13 protein-coding genes and 1 tRNA gene are annotated in these 19577 nt (G+C 43.4%); 2 read left to right on the forward strand and 12 right to left on the reverse strand.

Annotation, left to right across the window (positions count from 1 at the left end; genetic code table 11):
* Positions 1–8: 8 nt before the first annotated feature.
* The 4 genes from AC1DFM_RS13240 to AC1DFM_RS13255 form a co-directional block, all read right to left on the reverse strand.
* Positions 9–1325: a DUF5690 family protein gene (locus AC1DFM_RS13240; RefSeq protein WP_477077215.1), complete on the reverse strand. Its 1317-nt coding sequence runs from the start codon at positions 1323–1325 to the stop codon at positions 9–11.
* A 179-nt stretch (positions 1326–1504) separates the two neighbouring features.
* Positions 1505–3091 (reverse strand): SusD/RagB family nutrient-binding outer membrane lipoprotein, encoded by a 1587-nt coding sequence (locus AC1DFM_RS13245; RefSeq protein WP_477077216.1) that lies wholly within the window; start codon positions 3089–3091, stop codon positions 1505–1507.
* A gap of 28 nt (positions 3092–3119) precedes the next feature.
* Entirely contained in the window at positions 3120–6332 is a 3213-nt protein-coding gene (locus AC1DFM_RS13250) for a SusC/RagA family TonB-linked outer membrane protein (protein ID WP_477077217.1), read from the reverse strand.
* Positions 6333–6437: 105 nt separating this feature from the next.
* Positions 6438–7022 carry a helix-turn-helix domain-containing protein gene (locus AC1DFM_RS13255; RefSeq protein WP_477077218.1) on the reverse strand — a complete coding sequence of 195 codons (585 nt, stop codon included), beginning with the start codon at positions 7020–7022 and terminating at the stop codon, positions 6438–6440.
* 87 nt (positions 7023–7109) lie between these two features.
* Here AC1DFM_RS13255 and AC1DFM_RS13260 point away from each other — a divergent pair, with 87 nt between their 5' ends.
* Entirely contained in the window at positions 7110–7676 is a 567-nt protein-coding gene (locus tag AC1DFM_RS13260; RefSeq protein WP_477077219.1) for a MarC family protein, read from the forward strand.
* A gap of 47 nt (positions 7677–7723) precedes the next feature.
* Positions 7724–7795 (forward strand) — tRNA-Arg (locus AC1DFM_RS13265).
* A gap of 164 nt (positions 7796–7959) precedes the next feature.
* Here the strand turns inward: AC1DFM_RS13265 and AC1DFM_RS13270 are convergent.
* The 8 genes from AC1DFM_RS13270 to gmd all read right to left on the reverse strand — a co-directional run bounded on the left by AC1DFM_RS13270 (position 7960) and on the right by gmd (position 19536).
* Positions 7960–9099, reverse strand: a complete 1140-nt coding sequence (locus AC1DFM_RS13270) for a TlpA family protein disulfide reductase (RefSeq protein WP_477077220.1) — start codon at positions 9097–9099, stop codon at positions 7960–7962.
* A gap of 31 nt (positions 9100–9130) precedes the next feature.
* A complete protein-coding gene (locus tag AC1DFM_RS13275; protein WP_477077221.1) occupies positions 9131–9895 on the reverse strand; it encodes a carboxypeptidase-like regulatory domain-containing protein in 765 nt (254 codons plus the stop codon).
* 114 nt (positions 9896–10009) lie between these two features.
* The gene (locus AC1DFM_RS13280; protein WP_477077222.1) at positions 10010–11914 is read right to left on the reverse strand and encodes an ABC-F family ATP-binding cassette domain-containing protein; all 1905 of its coding nucleotides are present in this window, start codon (positions 11912–11914) and stop codon (positions 10010–10012) included.
* Positions 11915–12156: 242 nt separating this feature from the next.
* Positions 12157–13701: a hypothetical protein gene (locus tag AC1DFM_RS13285; RefSeq protein ID WP_477077223.1), complete on the reverse strand. Its 1545-nt coding sequence runs from the start codon at positions 13699–13701 to the stop codon at positions 12157–12159.
* Positions 13702–13918: 217 nt separating this feature from the next.
* The gene (locus AC1DFM_RS13290; protein ID WP_477077224.1) at positions 13919–15277 is read right to left on the reverse strand and encodes a N,N-dimethylformamidase beta subunit family domain-containing protein; all 1359 of its coding nucleotides are present in this window, start codon (positions 15275–15277) and stop codon (positions 13919–13921) included.
* A 40-nt stretch (positions 15278–15317) separates the two neighbouring features.
* Positions 15318–17210 carry a cytochrome-c peroxidase gene (locus AC1DFM_RS13295; protein WP_477077225.1) on the reverse strand — a complete coding sequence of 631 codons (1893 nt, stop codon included), beginning with the start codon at positions 17208–17210 and terminating at the stop codon, positions 15318–15320.
* Between the two features lie 273 nt (positions 17211–17483).
* Positions 17484–18419, reverse strand: coding sequence for a GDP-L-fucose synthase family protein (locus AC1DFM_RS13300; protein ID WP_477077226.1), 936 nt, complete (start codon positions 18417–18419; stop codon positions 17484–17486).
* Between the two features lie 4 nt (positions 18420–18423).
* Entirely contained in the window at positions 18424–19536 is a 1113-nt protein-coding gene (gene gmd / locus AC1DFM_RS13305) for a GDP-mannose 4,6-dehydratase (RefSeq protein ID WP_477077227.1), read from the reverse strand.
* Positions 19537–19577: the final 41 nt, after the last annotated feature.

The raw sequence follows: 19577 nt of genomic DNA on the forward strand, positions 1-19577 counted from the left end.
ACCTGCCATCAGGCCGCCAGCTGCATGTCTGTTGGCATGCTTTTATTGTTCACTGAAGTAACTCTTTTTTTAAAATACCACGCAGACATTACCATCATCACAATACCGGTGAGAGACGCCCCCAAAACAGCGTCCATAAAAAACTGGCTCCATGATAATGACATCCCGCCAAAATTCTTCACTAACATTACCAGTACACTTCCCAGGTAACCAAAGGAATCTGCAACATAAATGATGAAGCCCACGTTGCTCACATATTTGAATACGGCGATGAGTCGTTCGAAAAAAATACAGTTGAAAGGAATGTATCCCATATACAACCCCAATCCTGTTAAAGTCATCCACCACACAGGGTCCAGGTGATGCTGCTTAAATAATATAGTGCTGATGAAAGCAATGCCGAAACCCGCTATAACAATTACGTGGTTGAGCATAAAGGCATGGAAGTTATTCTTTACAAACACCAGCAATCCCATAATCAAAATGATGGCCAGCGACACCGGTATTTCCGTTTGCATAAAAATGCCCGCTTGTGTGCCAAAACCCAGGTCTTTCCAGATATCTGCCGCAAAGTTATCCCGCATATCTCTTAATACAGTAAGTAGTACGTAGCTGGCAATCAACAATACCAACCCTGGCAAAAAAGCCTGTAGAAAGTCCTTCCGCGTTTGTTTGTTCATCGGAGCTCTTCTGGTGCGCAGCCGTTCGTCTTCTGCCGAAGGCGGTGGTATTTGTTCCAGCAATAACACACAAATCAGCATGGGTATAGCAAATACCAACCCCGTTACAAAAGGCATCCAATATTCTGTTACGTGCCAGTCTACCACGGTCATTTTTCCTACCGACTTCACAAATCCGGAAGAAAAGATAAAACTCACGGATAACACTGCTCCCATAAACTCCGTGCTGCGCCTGCCTTCCAGGTAACTAAACACCAGCCCCCATATCATGCCCAGCGGAAATCCATTCAGGAAAAGAAATGGGATATTATAAGGCGCTGGTATGATGGCAAAACACAACAACGATACCCAGGCAATAGCAATGAGCAGGATGATGCTTTGCGCCCGTTTATTCCCCTTCATTTCAGCAATAAAACGGATACCATAAAACTTACTGCAGGCATACCCGATTGTTTGGGTAATCACCAACCATATTTTATAATCGATCCCCAGAAAGGTTACGCCTTCGAAAATGCCTGCCGTAAAGGGTTTACGGAAAGCATACATGCAGGAATAAGTACCAAAGGCCACCAGGGCGGCATATAAAGAAAAAGTAAGATGATGTGCTCGCTGCAACCGTTGCTGTAACCAGGGAATGTTTAGCATATCGTAACAAATGGTTTGGGACAAAGGTGCGGGTCCAATGTGAACGCATTGTTAACAATAGCTGAACTAATTGTTAAGTATTACTGAACAATAGTTATAAGCTTTTAGCAGTTGGCTATAAGCAAAAATGCAGCGGAGAACGATCTCCGCTGCATTTTCTATAAGCTAATGGCTGAAGGTTATTTCAACAACCACATGGCGCCATTGATATCGTCTGTAGTACCATTAAACTGGCTTTTCAGGGAGGCTGTCCAGTTAATAGTATTGGAAGAACGTTCCGAATCAGGATACTTGAAGCGTTTAGGAATAATACCACTGTTACCAGTACCGGTACCTACGCTGAAAGTAGGCACACCAGTTCTTCTCCAGTTGATATAAGCTTCCCAGCCGGAGTTTTCAAAGAAGGCCAGGTACTTCTGGGTAAGGATCTGCGCCAAACCATCTGCGTTGTTTCCCTTGTATTTCACGTTGACTTGTTTATAATACACCCCTTCGAAATCAAAAGGTATATCATAACGTTTACCACCATACGTTTTTACAAATGTTCCCGCTTTGTCTACCGGCACACCATAGAAACCCAGAGAAGCCATGATGCCTTTTTTGTACCAGACTTCTGCATCTCCGGCAATCCAGTTACGGTTAATTGCTTCTGCCATGTTAAAGCACAACTCAGGATAACCGAGGATTACACCAGGTTCCGCCGCGTAGTTGCTATAGTAACGGCTACGGCTACGAACAGAGTATACTGCCGTATCAACATTTGACATGTTAGAAGACATATCGGTTTGGCTGATGCCTGGTTCCGCACCAACATAAGCAGAAATCTGCGCTGGTGTTTTATGAAACGCATTCAGCTGCTGTGTAGCTGGTTCTGCTGTAACAAAAGCCCGCGGATCGTTCAGGTTTACCAGCGCATTCAGGTAAGTGGCCGACATATTATAACGGGTAGCATCAAAGCCCAGGTTATCCGGGTTGGATGGATATTTGTTGATGTTATTGTAGATGAATTGCAGATTACCATCCATAGATTCAATCAGCGGATATTTTACCGGATCACTCACAATAGCTTTAAATTGCTGGGCTACGTTCAAATCCTTATCAGCAGTTTTCTGACTCAATGTAATGAGTACACGTAAATGGAAGGCGTTTACCGCACGTTGCCATTTCAACAGGTCATTGCCATAATAAAAATCGCCTTTCAATACCTGACCATCAGCGGTAGCGCTCTTGTCCGGATTAGCGATCTGCTGTGCCAGTTGAGTGTTTGCATCTTCCAGCCATTGCAGGATCTGTATAAACACTGTTTTCTGATCATCATATTTAGGAGTCAACCCTAACTTCCCTTGTAACGCCTCTTTCATTGGCAGATCACCCACGAGGTTAGTCATACGATAGAAGAACCACGCGCGGAAAAACTTACCGAGTGCATTATACGGATTCACTGCTTGTCCACCGAGACGAGTGGCTTCACCTTCCATTTGCACTACGTTCATCAGGGAATAATAGCTGTTCAAATCAGCACCGCCCCAGTCGTAGCGCTGGTCGCCATAATAGTTATAGTTGCAGCAGTCGAACTGGTTCCAACGCATGATATTACTCCAGGGTTTATCTGCGTTCATATCAGCCAGTACACCGCCCAAAACGAGGCTAGGTGGTACCTTTTCAGGCTTGTTGGTATTGACAGCATATTCATCATACTTCTTGTTACAACTGCTGAGTACAGCACCTGCTAAAGCGATGATGGTAAATATTTTAAATGATTTCATACAAAGCATGTTTAATGAGTGAAACGGATCAGAAGGAAATGTTCAGGTTAAAGCCATATCTTTTGGTAGTAGGTGTTTGCAGGGTAGACGATCCCTGGTCTGCACCTGGATACTGATCCACATCCACATCTTTATTCTTCGCGAAATAAAGCAGGTTTCTGCCTACAAAAGAAACATTGGCGCCTCTGATGAACGTACCTTTCAGCAAGTTGGCCGGCAATGCATAACCAATAGTTACCTCTCTGAGTTTCGCAAATGTTTTGCTGATCACATTCGCTTCATTGGTTTTATAGTAAACGCTGATATAATCCTGCAGGTACGCCTTAGTATTATTTGGTGAGAACTGCAGCTTATCGTAGTTGGTGATGTTACCATTGTTATCATACTGAATAGCCATATTGTTGCTCACTTGCACCCCTTCTCCCAGATAAGATTTCACTCCTTTATAGTCCTGGTAGCGGGCTTCTCCCATTGCACCCTGTGTAGTCAGGATATTGCGGCCACCGCGGAAAGTTTGTTGTTGAATATAATCGATCATGCTACCACCTACGCGGCCATCGAACTGGAAGCTTAAGCTCACACCTTTGTAGCTAAAGCTGTTGTTCACGCCCCAAACCCAATCAGGACTAGCATATCCGAGGAATTGTTGTGTAGGCGAATTAATAGGACGACCATCCGGACCATTGATGATTTTACCATCGCTTGTTCTGGAGAAAGTAGTACCATAGAATTTATCTACCCGGTCACCTACTCCTACAAACGCATTCAATTTGGTTTCGGTATCAGAGATTTTTACATATTTCTCAGTGAAAGTAGACCAGTTAGCACTGATGTTCCAGTTAAAACCATTAGGGTTTCTAAATGGGCTACCGGTCAGGGTAAACTCATAACCAGTTTTCTTTGTATTCACCCCATTGATACGATTCTTAGCATAACCAGAAGCGCTGGAAATGATTACGTCATAAATCTGCGGACCATTCTGGCTGGTAAAGTAAGTACCGTCAATGCCTATACGATTTTTAAGGAATCGCACATCTGCACCTACTTCAAATACCTTTGTAGCAAAAGGTTTCAGGTCAGGGTTGGCAATCGTTTGTGAAAGATAAGCACCTGCCTGATTCTGATATACTGGTGTTACGTTATAAAACGGTGTGTTATAAATAGGGCCATCGTAAGCGGACTGGTACTCTGCGCCATATCCCAGCGGGTATACTGCCAGCGGTGTGGCACCAATAGTTTTAGCAGTAAAACCACCTTTCACGTTAGCATAAGAACCTCTCAGCTTCAGGAAAGAGATAGGTGTTGGCAAATCAATATAGTCAGATACTACGGAACTGATTGCCACGGATGGATAAGAATATACGTTGTTCTGAGGAGGCAGGTTAGATGCTTTGTCTACACGGTTGGTGAAGGATACAGTGGCATATTTTCCCAGATCAACATCTACATAACCATACGCACTTAAAACCAACATAGGGGCCTGGTAATTGGTGGCAAACAAAGGATCGCGTGTGTTGCCAAATCCGTACCATCCTGGCGCATTCAGGTAGTTGGTAGACACATAGCTGGAGTTATACTTATAAGAGCGTGTATTTCCACCAACAGATGCGTGTACTCCTATTTTGTGCGGGAATACGTTGGTATAGGTTAACAGTACATCGGTGTTGTTTTCAAACAAAGTACGTTTGTCTTCCCGGTAGTCACCCTTACCTTCTTCGCGGCCATAAGGGTGCGCAGAATAAGGTACTTTTTCATTCCGCATCATGTCGTAGCTGGAAATTTGCGTACGTACGAGCAGGTCCAGTTTGTCGTTGATTTTATAGTTCAGTTTGGCGTAGCCGTTGATATCAGTTTTGTAGTGGCCACGTAACCATTCATAGGTCATGAACCATGGGTTATGATAACGTTGATATTCTGCGTAGATAGACTGAATACCTTCTTTACCAGGCTGCCAGTAATTGCGCATATCGTCCATGCTCCAGTCGGCGCCGGCCCAGATCAGGGTGTTATAAATAAGACTGTTTGGACCATATGTTACATCCGGGAAGTTATTGGAATACTGGCGGTTGTAGTTCATATAAGCATCCAGGCGCAGGCGGGAAGAAAAGTTGTATCCTGCGGAGATATTGAAGTTGGTAATATTCAGAGAAGTATTTGGTACAAGACCTTTCTGATAAGAATGCGACAGGGAGAAACGCAGATCCGCTTTATCTGTATGCGATGCAACGGCAATGTTATTAGTGCTCAGCATACCGGTTTGCAGAAAGCGTTGCAGGTTGTTTTTACCGCGTGCAATCCAGGGAGTGCCGCTACGTTTACCCGTTACCGGATCAACAGGGCTATCGTATTGAGGGATGAGCTGGCCTTCGAATTTAGGGCCCCAGATGTCGTAATCGCMATCGTTTGTTCCACCACCTTTACCATCTACGAATGCATATTTACCATGGTCGCCAGGGCCGTACTCATCCTGTACTTTAGGGATGGCGTTGAATCCTTTTTCGAACATGGTGCTGGAGTTAAAGTCAATTGACAGACCGCGTTTATCTTTTGTTCCTTTTTTAGTGGTGATCATGATGGCACCATTCAGGCCACGGGAGCCATACAGCGCAGAAGCGGTTACACCTTTCAATACGGTATAGCTTTCAATATCATCGGGGGCAATGTTCCAGGTATCAGAGTTGATGGGTACGCCATCTACTACATAGAGACCAATATTATTACCACGCAATAATACCAGAGGGGCAGACAACAGTTCAGCAGAGGCGCCTACAGTAAGACCTGCTACTTTACCTACCAGACCGTTGATAGGGTTAGGTTCACGGGCTTTCACCAGGTCGGCTCCTTTTACTTCCTGTACAGAATAACCTACTCGTTTTACTTCTTTACGTATACCCAGGGCCGTTACTACTACTTCGTCCAGCGCTTTTTTATCTGGTTGTAAAGTGATGGTAACGTCAGTAGCGCCTTTCAGGGGATATAACTGTGGTAAAAAGCCGATGAAACTGATTTGGAGTATGTCTGTGTTGGCAGCGGAGATGGCGAAATTTCCGGCGGCATCTGTTATGGCACCGCGGGAAGCGCCTTTCACCTTGATGGTGGCTCCGATAATAGGCTGGTTGTCGTCACCTGAGATGACTTTTCCCGTAATGGCCTGTTGTGCAAAAAGAGAAGTGGTGGCAAATAGCAGCAATAGAAAAGCGCATAGCTGCCTTTTGAGCGCCCGATGTAGATTTGATTGCATGTAAATGTAGGTTTGGGTATTGTTTTATTTACACGCAAAGTTTAGGGTCCAATGTGATCGGAATGTTAACCTATACTAAATTTAATGTTAAGTATTTGTAAATAGCTATTTTTCGCTATCCAGGAAGAAATACACCACGAGGATGAGGGCATTATCTGCGCCAATATTGCTGGGTTTATGCCCTAAGCGGCCGTCGAAGAACAAGGAGTCCCCTTCTTCCAGCACATATTTTTCGTTGTCTATCAGGTATTCAACGGTGCCTTTGATAATATATTTATACTCATAGGCATCGGTTTTCACAGTTTGGGCGCGGCTGGCGCCTTTTTTAAGTTCCAGCAGCACAATATCTACCGGGAAATTTTTTACGTTTTTAGTGAGTACTCTCTTATACAGAAATCCTTTGGCCGGCTCTTTCTCAAACTCCTGGTAGGAGGCTTTTTGTTTAATGATAACTTTAGCGCTCTGGGTTTGCTGGTCAATTTCATTGAAGAACTCATTCATATCGAGCTGCAGGGCCTTGATAATATTGATCAATACCAGCAAAGAGGGAACCGTTCTATTGTTTTCTATCTGAGATATCAGCCCTTTACTCACCTGTGCGCGGTCTGCCAACTCCTGGATAGTAATCCCTTTCCCCTTTCTCTTTTCCTTGATCTTATTACTGATCTGAATGATAATATCCTCCGTCATATATAAGTAGTATTGAAACAAATATAAGCAGAAAGCCGCTAGCATAAACGTTCTGCATTCTACCTATATTTACACAAAATAGCATTCATGTTCAGTATCGACCAAATTCTAGCTATTACCTTTACGTTATTTGCGGTCATTGATATTGTAGGCTCCATCCCCATACTCGTTTCCCTGAAAGAAAAGCTGGGGCATATAGACGCCGGCAAAGCCACGCTGGCTTCGGGTTTCCTGATGATCCTGTTCCTGTTTGTAGGGGAGCCCTTCCTCAAATTGCTGAGCGTAGATGTACATTCCTTTGCCGTAGCTGGTTCTATTGTGATCTTTGTGATTGGGCAGGAAATGATCCTGGGACTGGAATTCTTTAAAACAGACCAGGATGCCAAAGCCGGTAGCGTGGTTCCCATTGCCTTTCCGCTGGTGGCTGGTTCAGGCACCCTGACCACCATTATGTCGCTAAAAGCCAACTTCGATCAATATAATATACTGGCGGGCATCTGCCTGAACCTGGTCATTGTATATGTAGTATTACGCTCCCTAAATTACATAGAACGCATGCTGGGTAAGGCCGGACTGATGGTTTTGCGTAAATTTTTCGGGGTAATTCTGCTGGCAATAGCTGTTAAAATATTTAAGAGTAATATTAATCTTTAACCTGATTTGGGATTATACTTTAGAAAATGTAGTTTTGCGTTCTTTCCGGCMTCGTAGTACAATGGATAGTATAAGAGTTTCCGAAGCTCCAGATTCAAGTTCGATTCTTGACGAGGCTACTACAAACTTAATTCGCCCAATTTCAGCTTTACTGGAATTGGGCGTTTTCTTTTATTGGACGTGTGTTTCGGGAAAATAACGAGAAAGAGAGATAAAGGGGAATTAAGCGAAAATGTCCCCAAAACCTTACCCCAAATCAATTTGGTACACGAAATTCGCGACACTACAATTTTGAGCGCAGCAATTTATCCAGCTCTCCCAAATCTATATCCCGCCTCATGATTCGCCCTTCTGCATCCAACAGGAAATTAGTTGGGTATCCAGGTATCGACAGCATGTCGGCATTTAGGGCATCCTGGTCCAGGTACTGCTTCCAGGGTAACTGATATTTTACCATCACTTCTTTCCAATCTTTTATCATTGATTTATGGTCAACAGAAATACCTATAATGGAGAACCCGCTGTTATTATATCTTTCATATAATTTCTTCAGCTCCCCAAATTGGCCAATACAAGGGCTGCAGTGGCTATACCAGAAATCAACCAGTGTATACTTGCCAGCGATTGTGGGCCCCTTTACCGGTATAAGATTAGTATCGGACAATGCCAATAAAGGAAATTTAGCACCAATAGCAATTCGTTTTGCCTGTTCCAGTTTCTCCTTTAACACTACTCCGGTATGAGAGCGCTGCACCTGTTTTGAAAATTGACCGTACATGTCTGTAAATGGAGTAGCATAACCTCTTCTAAGCTGCAAAATCAATTCCCACATGGCTACGTATGAATCGGGATGAAGTTTGATATAGTGCTGTAAGATGCTTCTTTTCAGGGCAATAAGGCTATCTTCCTGGCGCTGGAAGTTTGCCGCAATGATTTCTTCCGATGGCTTCCCGATCATTTTTCTTACGCTATCATATTGCTGGCTCAGCTCTTCCAGCGCTACATTGACAGGGGCAAATTTTCTCCGCAATTGTGTTTCCCACTCGGCCGTGCTTTTATTCGATAACAAAGGAACTTCCCGCATATGATGCACATCGCAGGTAATATGCTGATTACCGGTTTCCACCATGAAATAATCTGACACATATATAAGATCCGGGGTTACTTTGATCATTAACCGAAACGGGATCGGATACAAGCAGGGCGCCTGAAAAGAAAATTTACCTTCGTGAATAGTGGTTGTTAATGGTACTTCTTCACCAGGATAATAACCGTCTTCCATCCGCAGCAGCAGCGCGGTTCCGGTATCTGTGTTCACATTACCCGATAACTGGAAATAAGATGCCGTTTTCTGCGCCGTTAGTTTGTTGTTAAAAGAGAGACAGAAAACTAACAACAGCAGTATGTATTGTATTTTACCCATCGTACTTACACATAAAATTTCTGCTACTTAATTATCTGCGCCCGCAAAGCTTTCTCCATTTCCACTTTATTTTCCCAAAGAAAGTTCTTTTGCGGACGATTATCATCTCTCCTGATAATTGGCCCTGTTGCACACTTAATGCTACTTTCAGTGGCAGGTTATCCTTTACCAGTATTTCTTTTGAATCATATCCAATAAATGCAAAGCGAAGAATAATCTGCTGTTGCTCGAGGTCTTGCGGAATATTAAGATGAAAATTTCCTTCTGCATCAGTAACAGTTCCTATTCTTGTTCCTTTTATTAAAACAGTAGCTCCCGAGAGACTGGTCTGTTGCACACTATCTACCATTCTTCCGGTAATAACCTTTAAGGTATCTGCAACAGGTGGTGGTACTATCGATTGATCAACCGAAAAGGGAGATGTTGTTTGGACAAATGGTACTGTGGTGGCTGGCCGGCTGGCTGCCGCACTAAGACCCGTAATACTCAACAACGTAGTTAAAATAGCAGCCGGGAATGCCTTCCTACCGGGTGCTGGCTCTTGTAACAAACGGTTTAGCTGATCCGGATGAAAGCGGCCGCAAATTTTAGATGATGAGTTACTGAAAATGTCAATCAATTCCGCATCTGTTAACCCGCTGAAGTCAATCACGTTTTTCTGGCAACTACTGCAGAATCTACCTTCGCTAACCGGCGTCATGCCTGCCCATGGCTGCAAACAGGGATTGGGAATAGTAACTGAAAAGGCGGAAGATGTACTCATAAGTGTAATGGCAATGATATTTAAGTTACGCATATCCGGGGAAACTTCCTATCCCCTATTTCGTGTAGCCTTACACGGTACATCTCTATACACAAAGAAGCAGGCCATCAAATAGCCTGCTTCTTTGTGTATAACACTGATTAATTATTATCCGTTTATTTCGCTCAACTCCAGCCAGCGCATGCCTTTATCATCCAGTAATTGAATGATTTCCCCAATGCGGTGAGTCATGGGTTCCATTTTATCAAAAGCCAGCTCTCCACTGGAGAGTGAGGCTTCAATTTTTTTCTTTTCTGTTTCCAGTGCTTCAATTTCTTTCTCCAACATTTCAAGCTCCCGCTTTTCCTTGAACGACATTTTGCGGGATTTGCTGTCGGCCGGCGCAGCTGCAGCCACTACTGGTTCCGGGGCAATTTCCTTTTTAGGGGTAGCTGTTTTCTTCTTGTCTTCTTCCTTCTGCCACTCGCGGTATTGGGTGTAATTACCCGGATAATCGCGGATGTTGGCATCTCCTTCAAAAACAAACAGGTGTTCTACCAGCTTGTCCATAAAATAACGGTCATGGCTAACGATGATAACACAGCCCTGGAACTCCTGCAGGAAGCTCTCCAGGATACTGAGGGTAGGTAAGTCCAGATCGTTGGTAGGTTCATCCAATACCAGGAAGTTAGGGTTGCGGAACAGAATAGAGAGCATGTGTAGCCTTCTTTTTTCTCCTCCACTCAACTTTGAGATATAGGTATATTGTTTTTCTGCGGGAAAGAGGAATAATTCCAGGAACTGGGCGGCACTCACTTTAGTGCCATCTGCCAAAGGAAAATTCTCCGCTATATTCTTTACAAATTCGATGACGCGCATATCTTCCTTCACCACCAGTCCTGTTTGGGAATAGTTACCAAACACGATGGTTTCACCTATGTTGATTTTACCGGAGTCTGGTTGTTCTGTGCCCAGCAGCATGTTCAGGAAGGTAGATTTACCCACCCCGTTTTTTCCGACAATCCCTACACGTTCTCCTTTCTTGAAGGTATAATCCATTCCTTTCAGGATTTTCAGGTCGCCGAAAGATTTGTATACTTTTTTGAGTTCCAGGATTTTACCACCCAGCCGCGTCATTTTTACATTGAGTTCCAGTTGCTGATCTGCTACTTTGGTGGCTGCTTTTTCTTTTACGTCATAAAAAGCATCCTGGCGGGATTTCGACTTGGTAGTACGGGCTTTGGGCTGCTTCCGCATCCATTCCAGCTCTTTGCGATAAAGGTTACGGGCTTTGTCCACACTGGCTTTATCCATTTCTTCCCTGGTGGCCTTCCGCTCCAGGTAGTTTTCATAATCCCCTTTATAGATAAACAGCTGTTCCTGATCGAGCTCCATGATTTCATTGCACACGCTATCAAGGAAATAGCGGTCGTGGGTGACCAGTAAGAGGGTGACTCTTTCCTGGTCAAGATAATTTTCCAACCACTCAATCATAGAAACATCGAGATGGTTGGTAGGTTCATCCATGATCAGTAACACGTGCTTGTGTTCGAAACCAATTTCGATCAATACCTTTGCCAGTGCTACTCTTTTTTGCTGGCCACCTGACAGGGACCCAACCGGTTGGTCAAGGTTGTGTATATTAAGTTTTCCTAATATCTGCTTTACTTTGGTGTCGAAATGCCAGGCATTCAGCTCGTCCATTTTGGCAATGGCCTCGGTTAATTTATCGAGATCGGGGTCGCCATGTCCTTCTTCCGTCAGCAGTTCATAGGCTTTGATAGCGTTTAAAATGGGGTTATCGTGATTGAAGATATTCTCTATCACTGTTTTAGACATATCAAAATCTGCCTGTTGTTCCAGCATTACTACGGTAACATCCTTGTGTATCCATACTTTCCCGCTATCGGGCACATCCTTTCCACACAGAATGCGTAGCAAGGTAGATTTACCTGTACCGTTGAGCGCTACCAGCGCTATTTTATCTCCTTCTTCAATATGAAAAGAAATGTCTTTGAATAATGGTTTGGTGCCAAATGATTTGGTAAGCCCTTCTACTGTAACGTAATGCATACTGCGAAGTTATAAATTATCGGCAACACTGTAAGGAAAGGGCGGATTATGTGTTTGATATTATCTTTTTTTTCGTATATTCATTATAGGATAAGTGGGAATTCCTGTACCCAATAACTTTTTATTACAATGCAGCATTTCGGCCCTTTGTCCATTATTATCCTCCCCCTCTTTGCGTTAAATTAATAGAAAAAGCCCTTGCGCTGAAAAGCGGAAGGGCTTGTGTCTGTTTAAACGATTCACTAAAAATCGTAATAAAGCTGTCGGAAGCTGCTACGCAATCCGAATTGAAAAATGAATTCTTTATTATCTGAAAGTGTGTTCTTCTCTCTCCTGGCAGTTACTGACATTTCCAGGCGTAAATTGTACTTTGGATTCAATAAAAACGCGACTGATCCCTGTACATACATCAGGTTAGTTTTCACGCCCTGGCCAATGTAATTATCGTAATCTTCATGTCTGGTATTGTAAGACTTGAAAATATCTTTCCCATAATTAATGCCAGCGGAATCAAGTCCATACTTTGCCAACATTACCTCTCCTCTGAAAAACCACCGTCTATATTGGTAATCCGCGATGTTCACCCACTCAATGAAGTTCGCTCCCATTGGGTGTGCCAATGGTTGATTATAATGTCCGTAGTTATTTAAAGTAGAGCGCTGGGAGTAAGTATAAGGCCGTGCTGCGTTCATTTCTGTTAAAACGTTCAGCTTAGGCACTTTAAAAATATTATTGGAACGAAACCCGAGCTGTCCGCCAAACTTATTGGCCCACCAGCCTCTACCGGCGGTCATCTCTTTAAACTTAAATTCATCCAACAAAAACTGACCGTAAATAGTGCTATTAGCAGATGGCGCATATTTCAGATTCAAGCCCATCAAAGCATTATCAGGAGAGCCTACAGAAAATTCTACCGGGCGGAGGAATACAATCGGATTAGCGTAACTCATATCGAATCCTCTCTTTCCGGTTGAATCTGAGTCCTGCCATATTACAGCCTCAAAGAAGCCGATCGTCACCTTTTTGGATACATTCCAGTCGAGGTAGTTAAACACGCCCCATTTTTTGCGGTAACCATTATCATAGGATGCTTTTGGATACATCTTATCAATAAATTGGGCCCACATGGTGGTATACTGTACCTTTCCTACGTTAGCGACTACTTTCAGAAAAGGGTAGTTAAAAGAGTTGTCCGATAACAGCATAGAGCGATAACCATCTCCAATAAAATTCTTATCATATCCTAACTGAAAGTCGAGGTATTTGCCGGCTTTATAATTGATTAATGCGGAAGAATAAGCGAAGTCGAAAGCTTTTCCATTGCTATAGCTTTTCCATTCTCCCTGGCCAGGCACTACTGTTGTTTGCCTGCCATAGGCATCCAGGTATTTGGGAAACTTCCCCTGATTCTCATAAAACTCGGCCCGGAAGGTCAGGTTTTTGCCCAAGCGACCGCCTGCAATTACACCACGTGTATTCAACCAGGTAGTACCGTTATCAGAGCTATGTCCAGCGAGAAAATCAGGAAGAAAGCTGGCATAAAAATCATAGTCAGCGGTCTTATATTGCAAAAGGTGTTCGTTAAAGAGCTTGCGGTGAAACCAGCTGCGTTTCCTGGTGGTGTCTCCTGTGGGCAGCTCGAATTCCGGTTGCACCATGTAATCTCTAAGAGAGGAATGGTAGCCGTAACCGCTATCAGAAGATGATTGATAAAAACCTAACGAATACTGTCTGCCTGCACTTTGTGCAAAGGAGTTAAGACTTATAGCCAGATAACTTAGGGTCAAAAGGGCTATAACAAATTTTTTTCGTAACATGAGTAATTGTTTGCTTGCCAGTTACAAATATATGCTTTTCAAAACATTAAGGCTGATCGTTAAAAAAACCAAACTTATACAGATATGATTATCCAGATTTATACAGATATGATTATATAGCAAAAAAAAAGCAACCGGGGCTCACTATCCAGACCCGGTTGCTTGTCTAATATCGTGCCGAACTACGCTATTTCGAGAACATATTCTTGTCCTGCAGTAATCCGTTAATGGCGTTGGCTGTTATCTCAGCTATTTTGGGTAGTCCAAATCCGTAATTGGTACACCAGTCGGTAGTAGGGAAATTCACGACTGTTCCTGACCCAGGTTTCTTCTTGAATACAATAGCAGTAGGTACTGTTTTGAAATTCCTGAATGCAAAGTCGTAACCGAGTAATTCTACTTTCTCAAACTTCATCATTTTGGTATTCAGGATAGGCGAACCATCTGGCTCATAGCCGGTGATTGGAGCGCCATCGTATTCTCTGCTTGGGCAACGGATAATTTCACCTTTTTTGAGGCTCAGCCCTGCAAAGAGTGGAGAATTAGGGGAGGTTACTTTGAATCCTTCCCATCCATCATTTTTCATAATGGTGCCATAGCCTCCGTTATCAAAATCACAACCGATGCTGGATATGATCGGGTACTTTAATTTGGATTCTTTCCAGTAGATTGTTTTCAGCGTATCTGCAATAGGCGGTTCACCCAGTCCTTTATAGCAAATCAGCTTGTGTTGGGCGCTATCTATTCTTACCTGCCACCACATTACATTTCCGGAAAGTACAATGGCATGATGACCTTCATCAACGAAGCGGTCGAAGTTTCTTCTTCCGGCTCTTGTCCAGTATTCACTGTGTCCGACAATCATCAGGATTTTTCCTTTGATGTTGCTGTAGGTATCCAGGTCCTGATCACAGATCACATTGACATGATACTTTTGTTTCAGCAACCATTTCAGGAAGCCAGGAGCGCCATACTCGGAAAAGCGGATGGGGCGCCGAAAGGATACCATCTTGGCTACGGGCAGTGTGTAAAGACTTCTCCGGCCCGATTCAGCGTAAGCATTTTCTGTATTGGAAGGATACACAACTGTAAAGTCAATATTTTGCTCTTTTGACTTTACTACAAAAGGTATCTTTTTCGCAATCAGGTATACACCGGTGACAGCATTATCCGGTATTTTAAACCCAAGAGGATGTTCGTACTGAAACCCTTCCTCGGAAGGCAATTCTCCTTTAGGACTTTGGTTGTACGCTTTGTCTGCTTTGATAATGAAGGCGGGATTACCGGCCATATCATATACCTGAATGGATCTTTTCTCATAAGCAACATCTGTTGAAACCCATAGCGAAGCGCTATCGCCAGGGTAGTAAGACATTTTATCGGGATAGCCATTCACTACCAATTCATCTTTTATCGCCGGATCTGCTCCTTCTGGAACTGGTGGTTGTTGTGTGTCATTTCCGGAGGATTTTCTACAGGCAACAACAATCGTAATAGTAAACAACAGGGCAATCAGTATTGCCTGGTTTAGTTTTCGGTAATACATAAATCAACAAATAACTAAGGTTATAGATGTAGTAATAACATTACCTGTACAGATTAATTTTCCGGGTTAACCCCTCTCCTTTTTCCAGCGCGGGTAAACTGACGGGCAATCGCTGGGCAACTGCAGTATCTGTCAACTTCACTAAAAATGCTATGATATCTTGCTTCTCTTCTGTTGTAAGATTTAATTTTTCTGTAGGAAGTGTTTGATTCAATAACGCAACTCCCTGCCCAATCCCTCCACCATCGTTATAAAAATCTATAACATCTTTTAATGTATAGTAAACGCCGTTATGCATATAGGGAGCTGTGAGCGCCACATTCCTCAGTGTGGGCGTACGGAAAGCATGTAAATAGGGCAAAACAGGATGTAGGGTATACCGTCCTTTATCTGCATCCACTACTTTAGATCCGGGAGCCTGCGGCACACCAATTACTTCCACTTCTGTTCTTGTGAAGTCTGGCGGCAGCGATCCATTGAATAAAGGCGCATGGTGGCAGGTACCACATTTAGCTTTCCCCATATACAGATTAAAGCCATTTATTTCGCTTTTATTTAATTGGGAATGGTCTCCTCTCACATAACGATCAAAGGGCGAGTTAAGGCTAACCAATGACCTTATATAACTGGCAATCACATTTTGCACATGAAACACAGTAAGTGGATCTACGGATTGGGGGAAGGCTTCCCTGAAGAGCTTCATATATGCGTTGCTGTTACGCAACATCACCATTGTCTGCTTCATAGACCCATGCATTTCATCCGGATTAGACAACACGTCTGTTATCTGATCTTCCAGATAGGTTACCCTGGCATCATAAAACAATGCTGGTTGCAGCCCTGCATTTAACAGTGTTACTGTATTCCGGTGAATCACCGACTTGCCATTGATTGCCGGGCTTTTCGGAAAACTATCCGCGAAAGCTTTGCCAGGCTGATGACAAGACGCACAAGACCTTTGTCCGTTACCGGATAACGCAGGATCAAAAAACAGGTATCTTCCCAGTATTTCTTTTTCTTTTGTTAAACGTTCATCACTGTCATTAATATAATAATCAGGTAAAAAAGCATCCTCGTCAAACAAGCTACCAGCAGTGGTTTTCACTGGTCCCCAAGTACCACTGATATTAATACCGGCTTTTGACAAAACGGGTAACAACACTTTGCCTAACGGATTTGCATAGGTTGTCAGAAAATGTAGCCGGTCAAATGAATTAAAATCTTCATGGTGTTGCAGATAAGCAGTTCCGCTATCAACCAGCTGCTTCATCTGGTTATACTCAAGCTCACTGCTATTCCTGAACGGTTTCTCATAAATACTAATCACCTTTCCAAAAGAAGCCCAAACAACCGATGCTTCTGGTATGGCGTTTCCGCAGGCAGGTGCATCATATCCCGCCAAACCTAAAACAGAAGATCTGAATAGTTCCTTTCTGAATGCCTTAAATACGGTAGAATCGGATAGTTGCTTTTGTGCTGAAATAGCTATCAACTGCCGCATACTTACTACCAATCGTGCTGTTTCCTTCTTCAAAGCAGCGCTATCGGTGGTCTTATACTGAGGAAAGAGAAACCCTTCAATCACCTGCAATCCTTCAGGTGGTATAATCGTGTTCACATTATCCTCTTCCTCTACTTCAGGCACGGCAGGGCCGTTGATCACTTTTGCCATTTCCGGGCTGAGATATTCTGCTAAAAATTCAGCTTTCTTATACGCTAATCGCGCCGCCTTAAAGCGTTGTTGCAGCTGCTTTTCATCAGTAGTGTGCAACACTGCCTCGTCCAGTTCTTTTACTTTTAAATCAGTATACTTAAGCTGTTCAAGATAGTATTGATGCACTTCCCCATATTTATCTGCCACTGGCGGGTTTTCATTACACGCAACCAGAAAAATAAATACATAAAGCAAGGTAAACCTGGGTTTCAATTTCATACTGGCAGGATTCAAAAAATAACGAATCCCTTCAACTAAAGGCATATCAGAAATGGGTTTATGCTTTACGCGCTAAGCAGAAAACAATATTAAACAACTTCATGATCATGACCTGAGAAAAGGGATTAATATTCTATTAGGATTCTATTAGAAGATAAAACGCAAGAGGTAGGGAATAGTTACAAGATATAGGTAATTTATAGCAAGGTACAGGCAGCAGGGAGTACAATGATTATCATGTCGCCCCTGGAAGGGGGCGACATGATAATCCAATTATTTTGACCAGGTTGTTGCCAGCAAGTTCTTATAGACTTGCTCTATGCCTTCCTGAAGCCCTATAGAGGCTTTCCATCCGTAGCCATGCAACTTGCCTACATCCATTAATTTGCGGGGAGTGCCGTCTGGTTTTGAATGATCAAATGTAAGTTGACCTTCATATCCTACAATCCGGCAAATTAACTTTGCCAGATCACCAATACTGATATCATCACCTACTCCGATATTCACCAGGCCTTTTTCATCATAATGCTGCATCAGGTAAAAACAGGCATCCGCCATATCATCAGCGTGCAGGAATTCACGTTTGGGTGTTCCGGTACCCCAGATATTTACCTCCGGTGTGTTGTTCAGGTGCGCTTCATGAATTTTACGTAACAAGGCAGGCAGTACATGTGAATTATTCAGATCATAATTATCATTAGGCCCATACAGGTTAGTAGGCATCACGGAGATAAAGTTACAACCATATTGTGCCCTGTAGGCATCACACATTTCAATGCCCGCAATTTTCGCGATGGCATATGGCTCATTAGTAGGCTCGAGTGGGYCGGTTAACAGGTACTCTTCCTTCAGTGGCTGAGGAGCCAGTTTAGGATAAATACAGGAAGATCCGAGGAACATCAGCTTTTTAACGCCTGCCTTGTAGGCATGATGAATCACGTTATTCTGGATCATCAGGTTCTCGTAAATAAACTCTCCCCGATAAGTATTATTGGCAACAATCCCCCCTACTTTAGCAGCGGCCAGAAAAACAAATTCCGGTTTTTCTTCTTCGAAAAAAGCAGCTACCGCAGCCTGATTGCGAAGATCCAGCTCTGAAGAAGTGCGTGTGATAAAGCGGTGAAATCCGGCGGCCGTTAATCGTCTCTGAATCGCAGAACCTACCATGCCCCGATGGCCAGCGATATATATTTTACTATCTTTTTCCATCTGGCTATTCAAACTGATTTAATACCTTATATCCTGAATCCTTCAGTAATTTTTCTTTCCGGAATAACTCCAGGTCTGCTGCTACCATTTCCTTCACTAAAGCAGCCAGGTCGTATCGTGGCTGCCAGTTCAGTTTTTTCCGGGCTTTTGCCGGATTTCCGATCAGCAGTTCTACTTCTGTAGGTCTGAAGTAACGGGCATCAATGGCAACAACTTCCTGTCCGGGTTTAAGTGGGCAGTCGGCTGCTGTTATGCTTTTCACGATTCCTTTCTCATCTACACCGGTGCCGGTGAATTCCAGCTCCACGCCTACTTCGGAGAAAGCCATCCGGATAAAGTCACGTACGGTATTAGTGATACCAGTGGCAATTACAAAGTCTTCCGGTTTATCCTGTTGAAGCATGAGGTACATGGCTTCTACATAGTCTTTGGCATGTCCCCAGTCTCTTTTTGCATCCAGATTTCCCATGTAGAGTTTATCCTGCATGCCCAGTGACATTTTAGCAACGCCTCTGGTAATTTTTCTGGTTACAAATGTTTCTCCTCTCAATGGGCTTTCGTGGTTAAACAAAATACCATTGCAGGCAAACATATTATATGCTTCGCGGTAGTTTACTGTAATCCAGTATGCGTACATTTTGGCTACAGCGTAAGGAGATCTTGGGTAAAAAGGGGTTGTTTCAGATTGAGGTACTTCCTGCACCAGGCCATACAGTTCTGAGGTGGAAGCCTGGTAAATTTTGGTTTTCTGGGAGAGTCCTAATAAGCGAACGGCTTCCAGTATCCTTAAAGTACCCACACCGTCTGTGTCGGCGGTATATTCCGGTGCTTCAAAGCTCACCTGTACGTGGCTCATCGCACCAAGGTTATAAATTTCATCCGGTTGTACTTCCTGGATAATGCGAATCAGGTTAGTAGAGTCTGTAAGGTCGCCATAATGCAATTTAAACCTTACAGACTTTTCATGTGGGTCCTGATATATATGATCTATTCTATCTGTATTAAACAGGGAACTTCTACGTTTGATCCCGTGAACCTCGTACCCTTTGCTGAGGAGTAACTGCGCCAGGTATGCACCATCCTGGCCCGTAACGCCTGTTATAATTGCTTTTTTCATTTGCTGATAATTCCCCGCAAAAATACTTATAAGATTAGATT

The sequence above is a fragment of the Chitinophaga sp. 05T412 genome (genome assembly GCF_056396465.1).

Excerpts from the sequence above, each read along its gene's own strand:
- AC1DFM_RS13255 (WP_477077218.1), bottom strand. The coding sequence starts at position 7,022 with ATGACGGAGGATATTATCATTCAGATCAGTAATAAGATCAAGGAAAAG.
- AC1DFM_RS13260 (WP_477077219.1), top strand. The coding sequence starts at position 7,110 with ATGTTCAGTATCGACCAAATTCTAGCTATTACCTTTACGTTATTTGCG.
- AC1DFM_RS13275 (WP_477077221.1), bottom strand. The coding sequence starts at position 9,895 with ATGCGTAACTTAAATATCATTGCCATTACACTTATGAGTACATCTTCC.
- AC1DFM_RS13295 (WP_477077225.1), bottom strand. The coding sequence starts at position 17,210 with ATGAAATTGAAACCCAGGTTTACCTTGCTTTATGTATTTATTTTTCTG.
- AC1DFM_RS13245 (WP_477077216.1), bottom strand. The coding sequence starts at position 3,091 with ATGAAATCATTTAAAATATTTACCATCATCGCTTTAGCAGGTGCTGTA.
- AC1DFM_RS13280 (WP_477077222.1), bottom strand. The coding sequence starts at position 11,914 with ATGCATTACGTTACAGTAGAAGGGCTTACCAAATCATTTGGCACCAAA.
- AC1DFM_RS13240 (WP_477077215.1), bottom strand. The coding sequence starts at position 1,325 with ATGCTAAACATTCCCTGGTTACAGCAACGGTTGCAGCGAGCACATCAT.
- gmd (WP_477077227.1), bottom strand. The coding sequence starts at position 19,536 with ATGAAAAAAGCAATTATAACAGGCGTTACGGGCCAGGATGGTGCATAC.
- AC1DFM_RS13290 (WP_477077224.1), bottom strand. The coding sequence starts at position 15,277 with ATGTATTACCGAAAACTAAACCAGGCAATACTGATTGCCCTGTTGTTT.
- AC1DFM_RS13270 (WP_477077220.1), bottom strand. The coding sequence starts at position 9,099 with ATGGGTAAAATACAATACATACTGCTGTTGTTAGTTTTCTGTCTCTCT.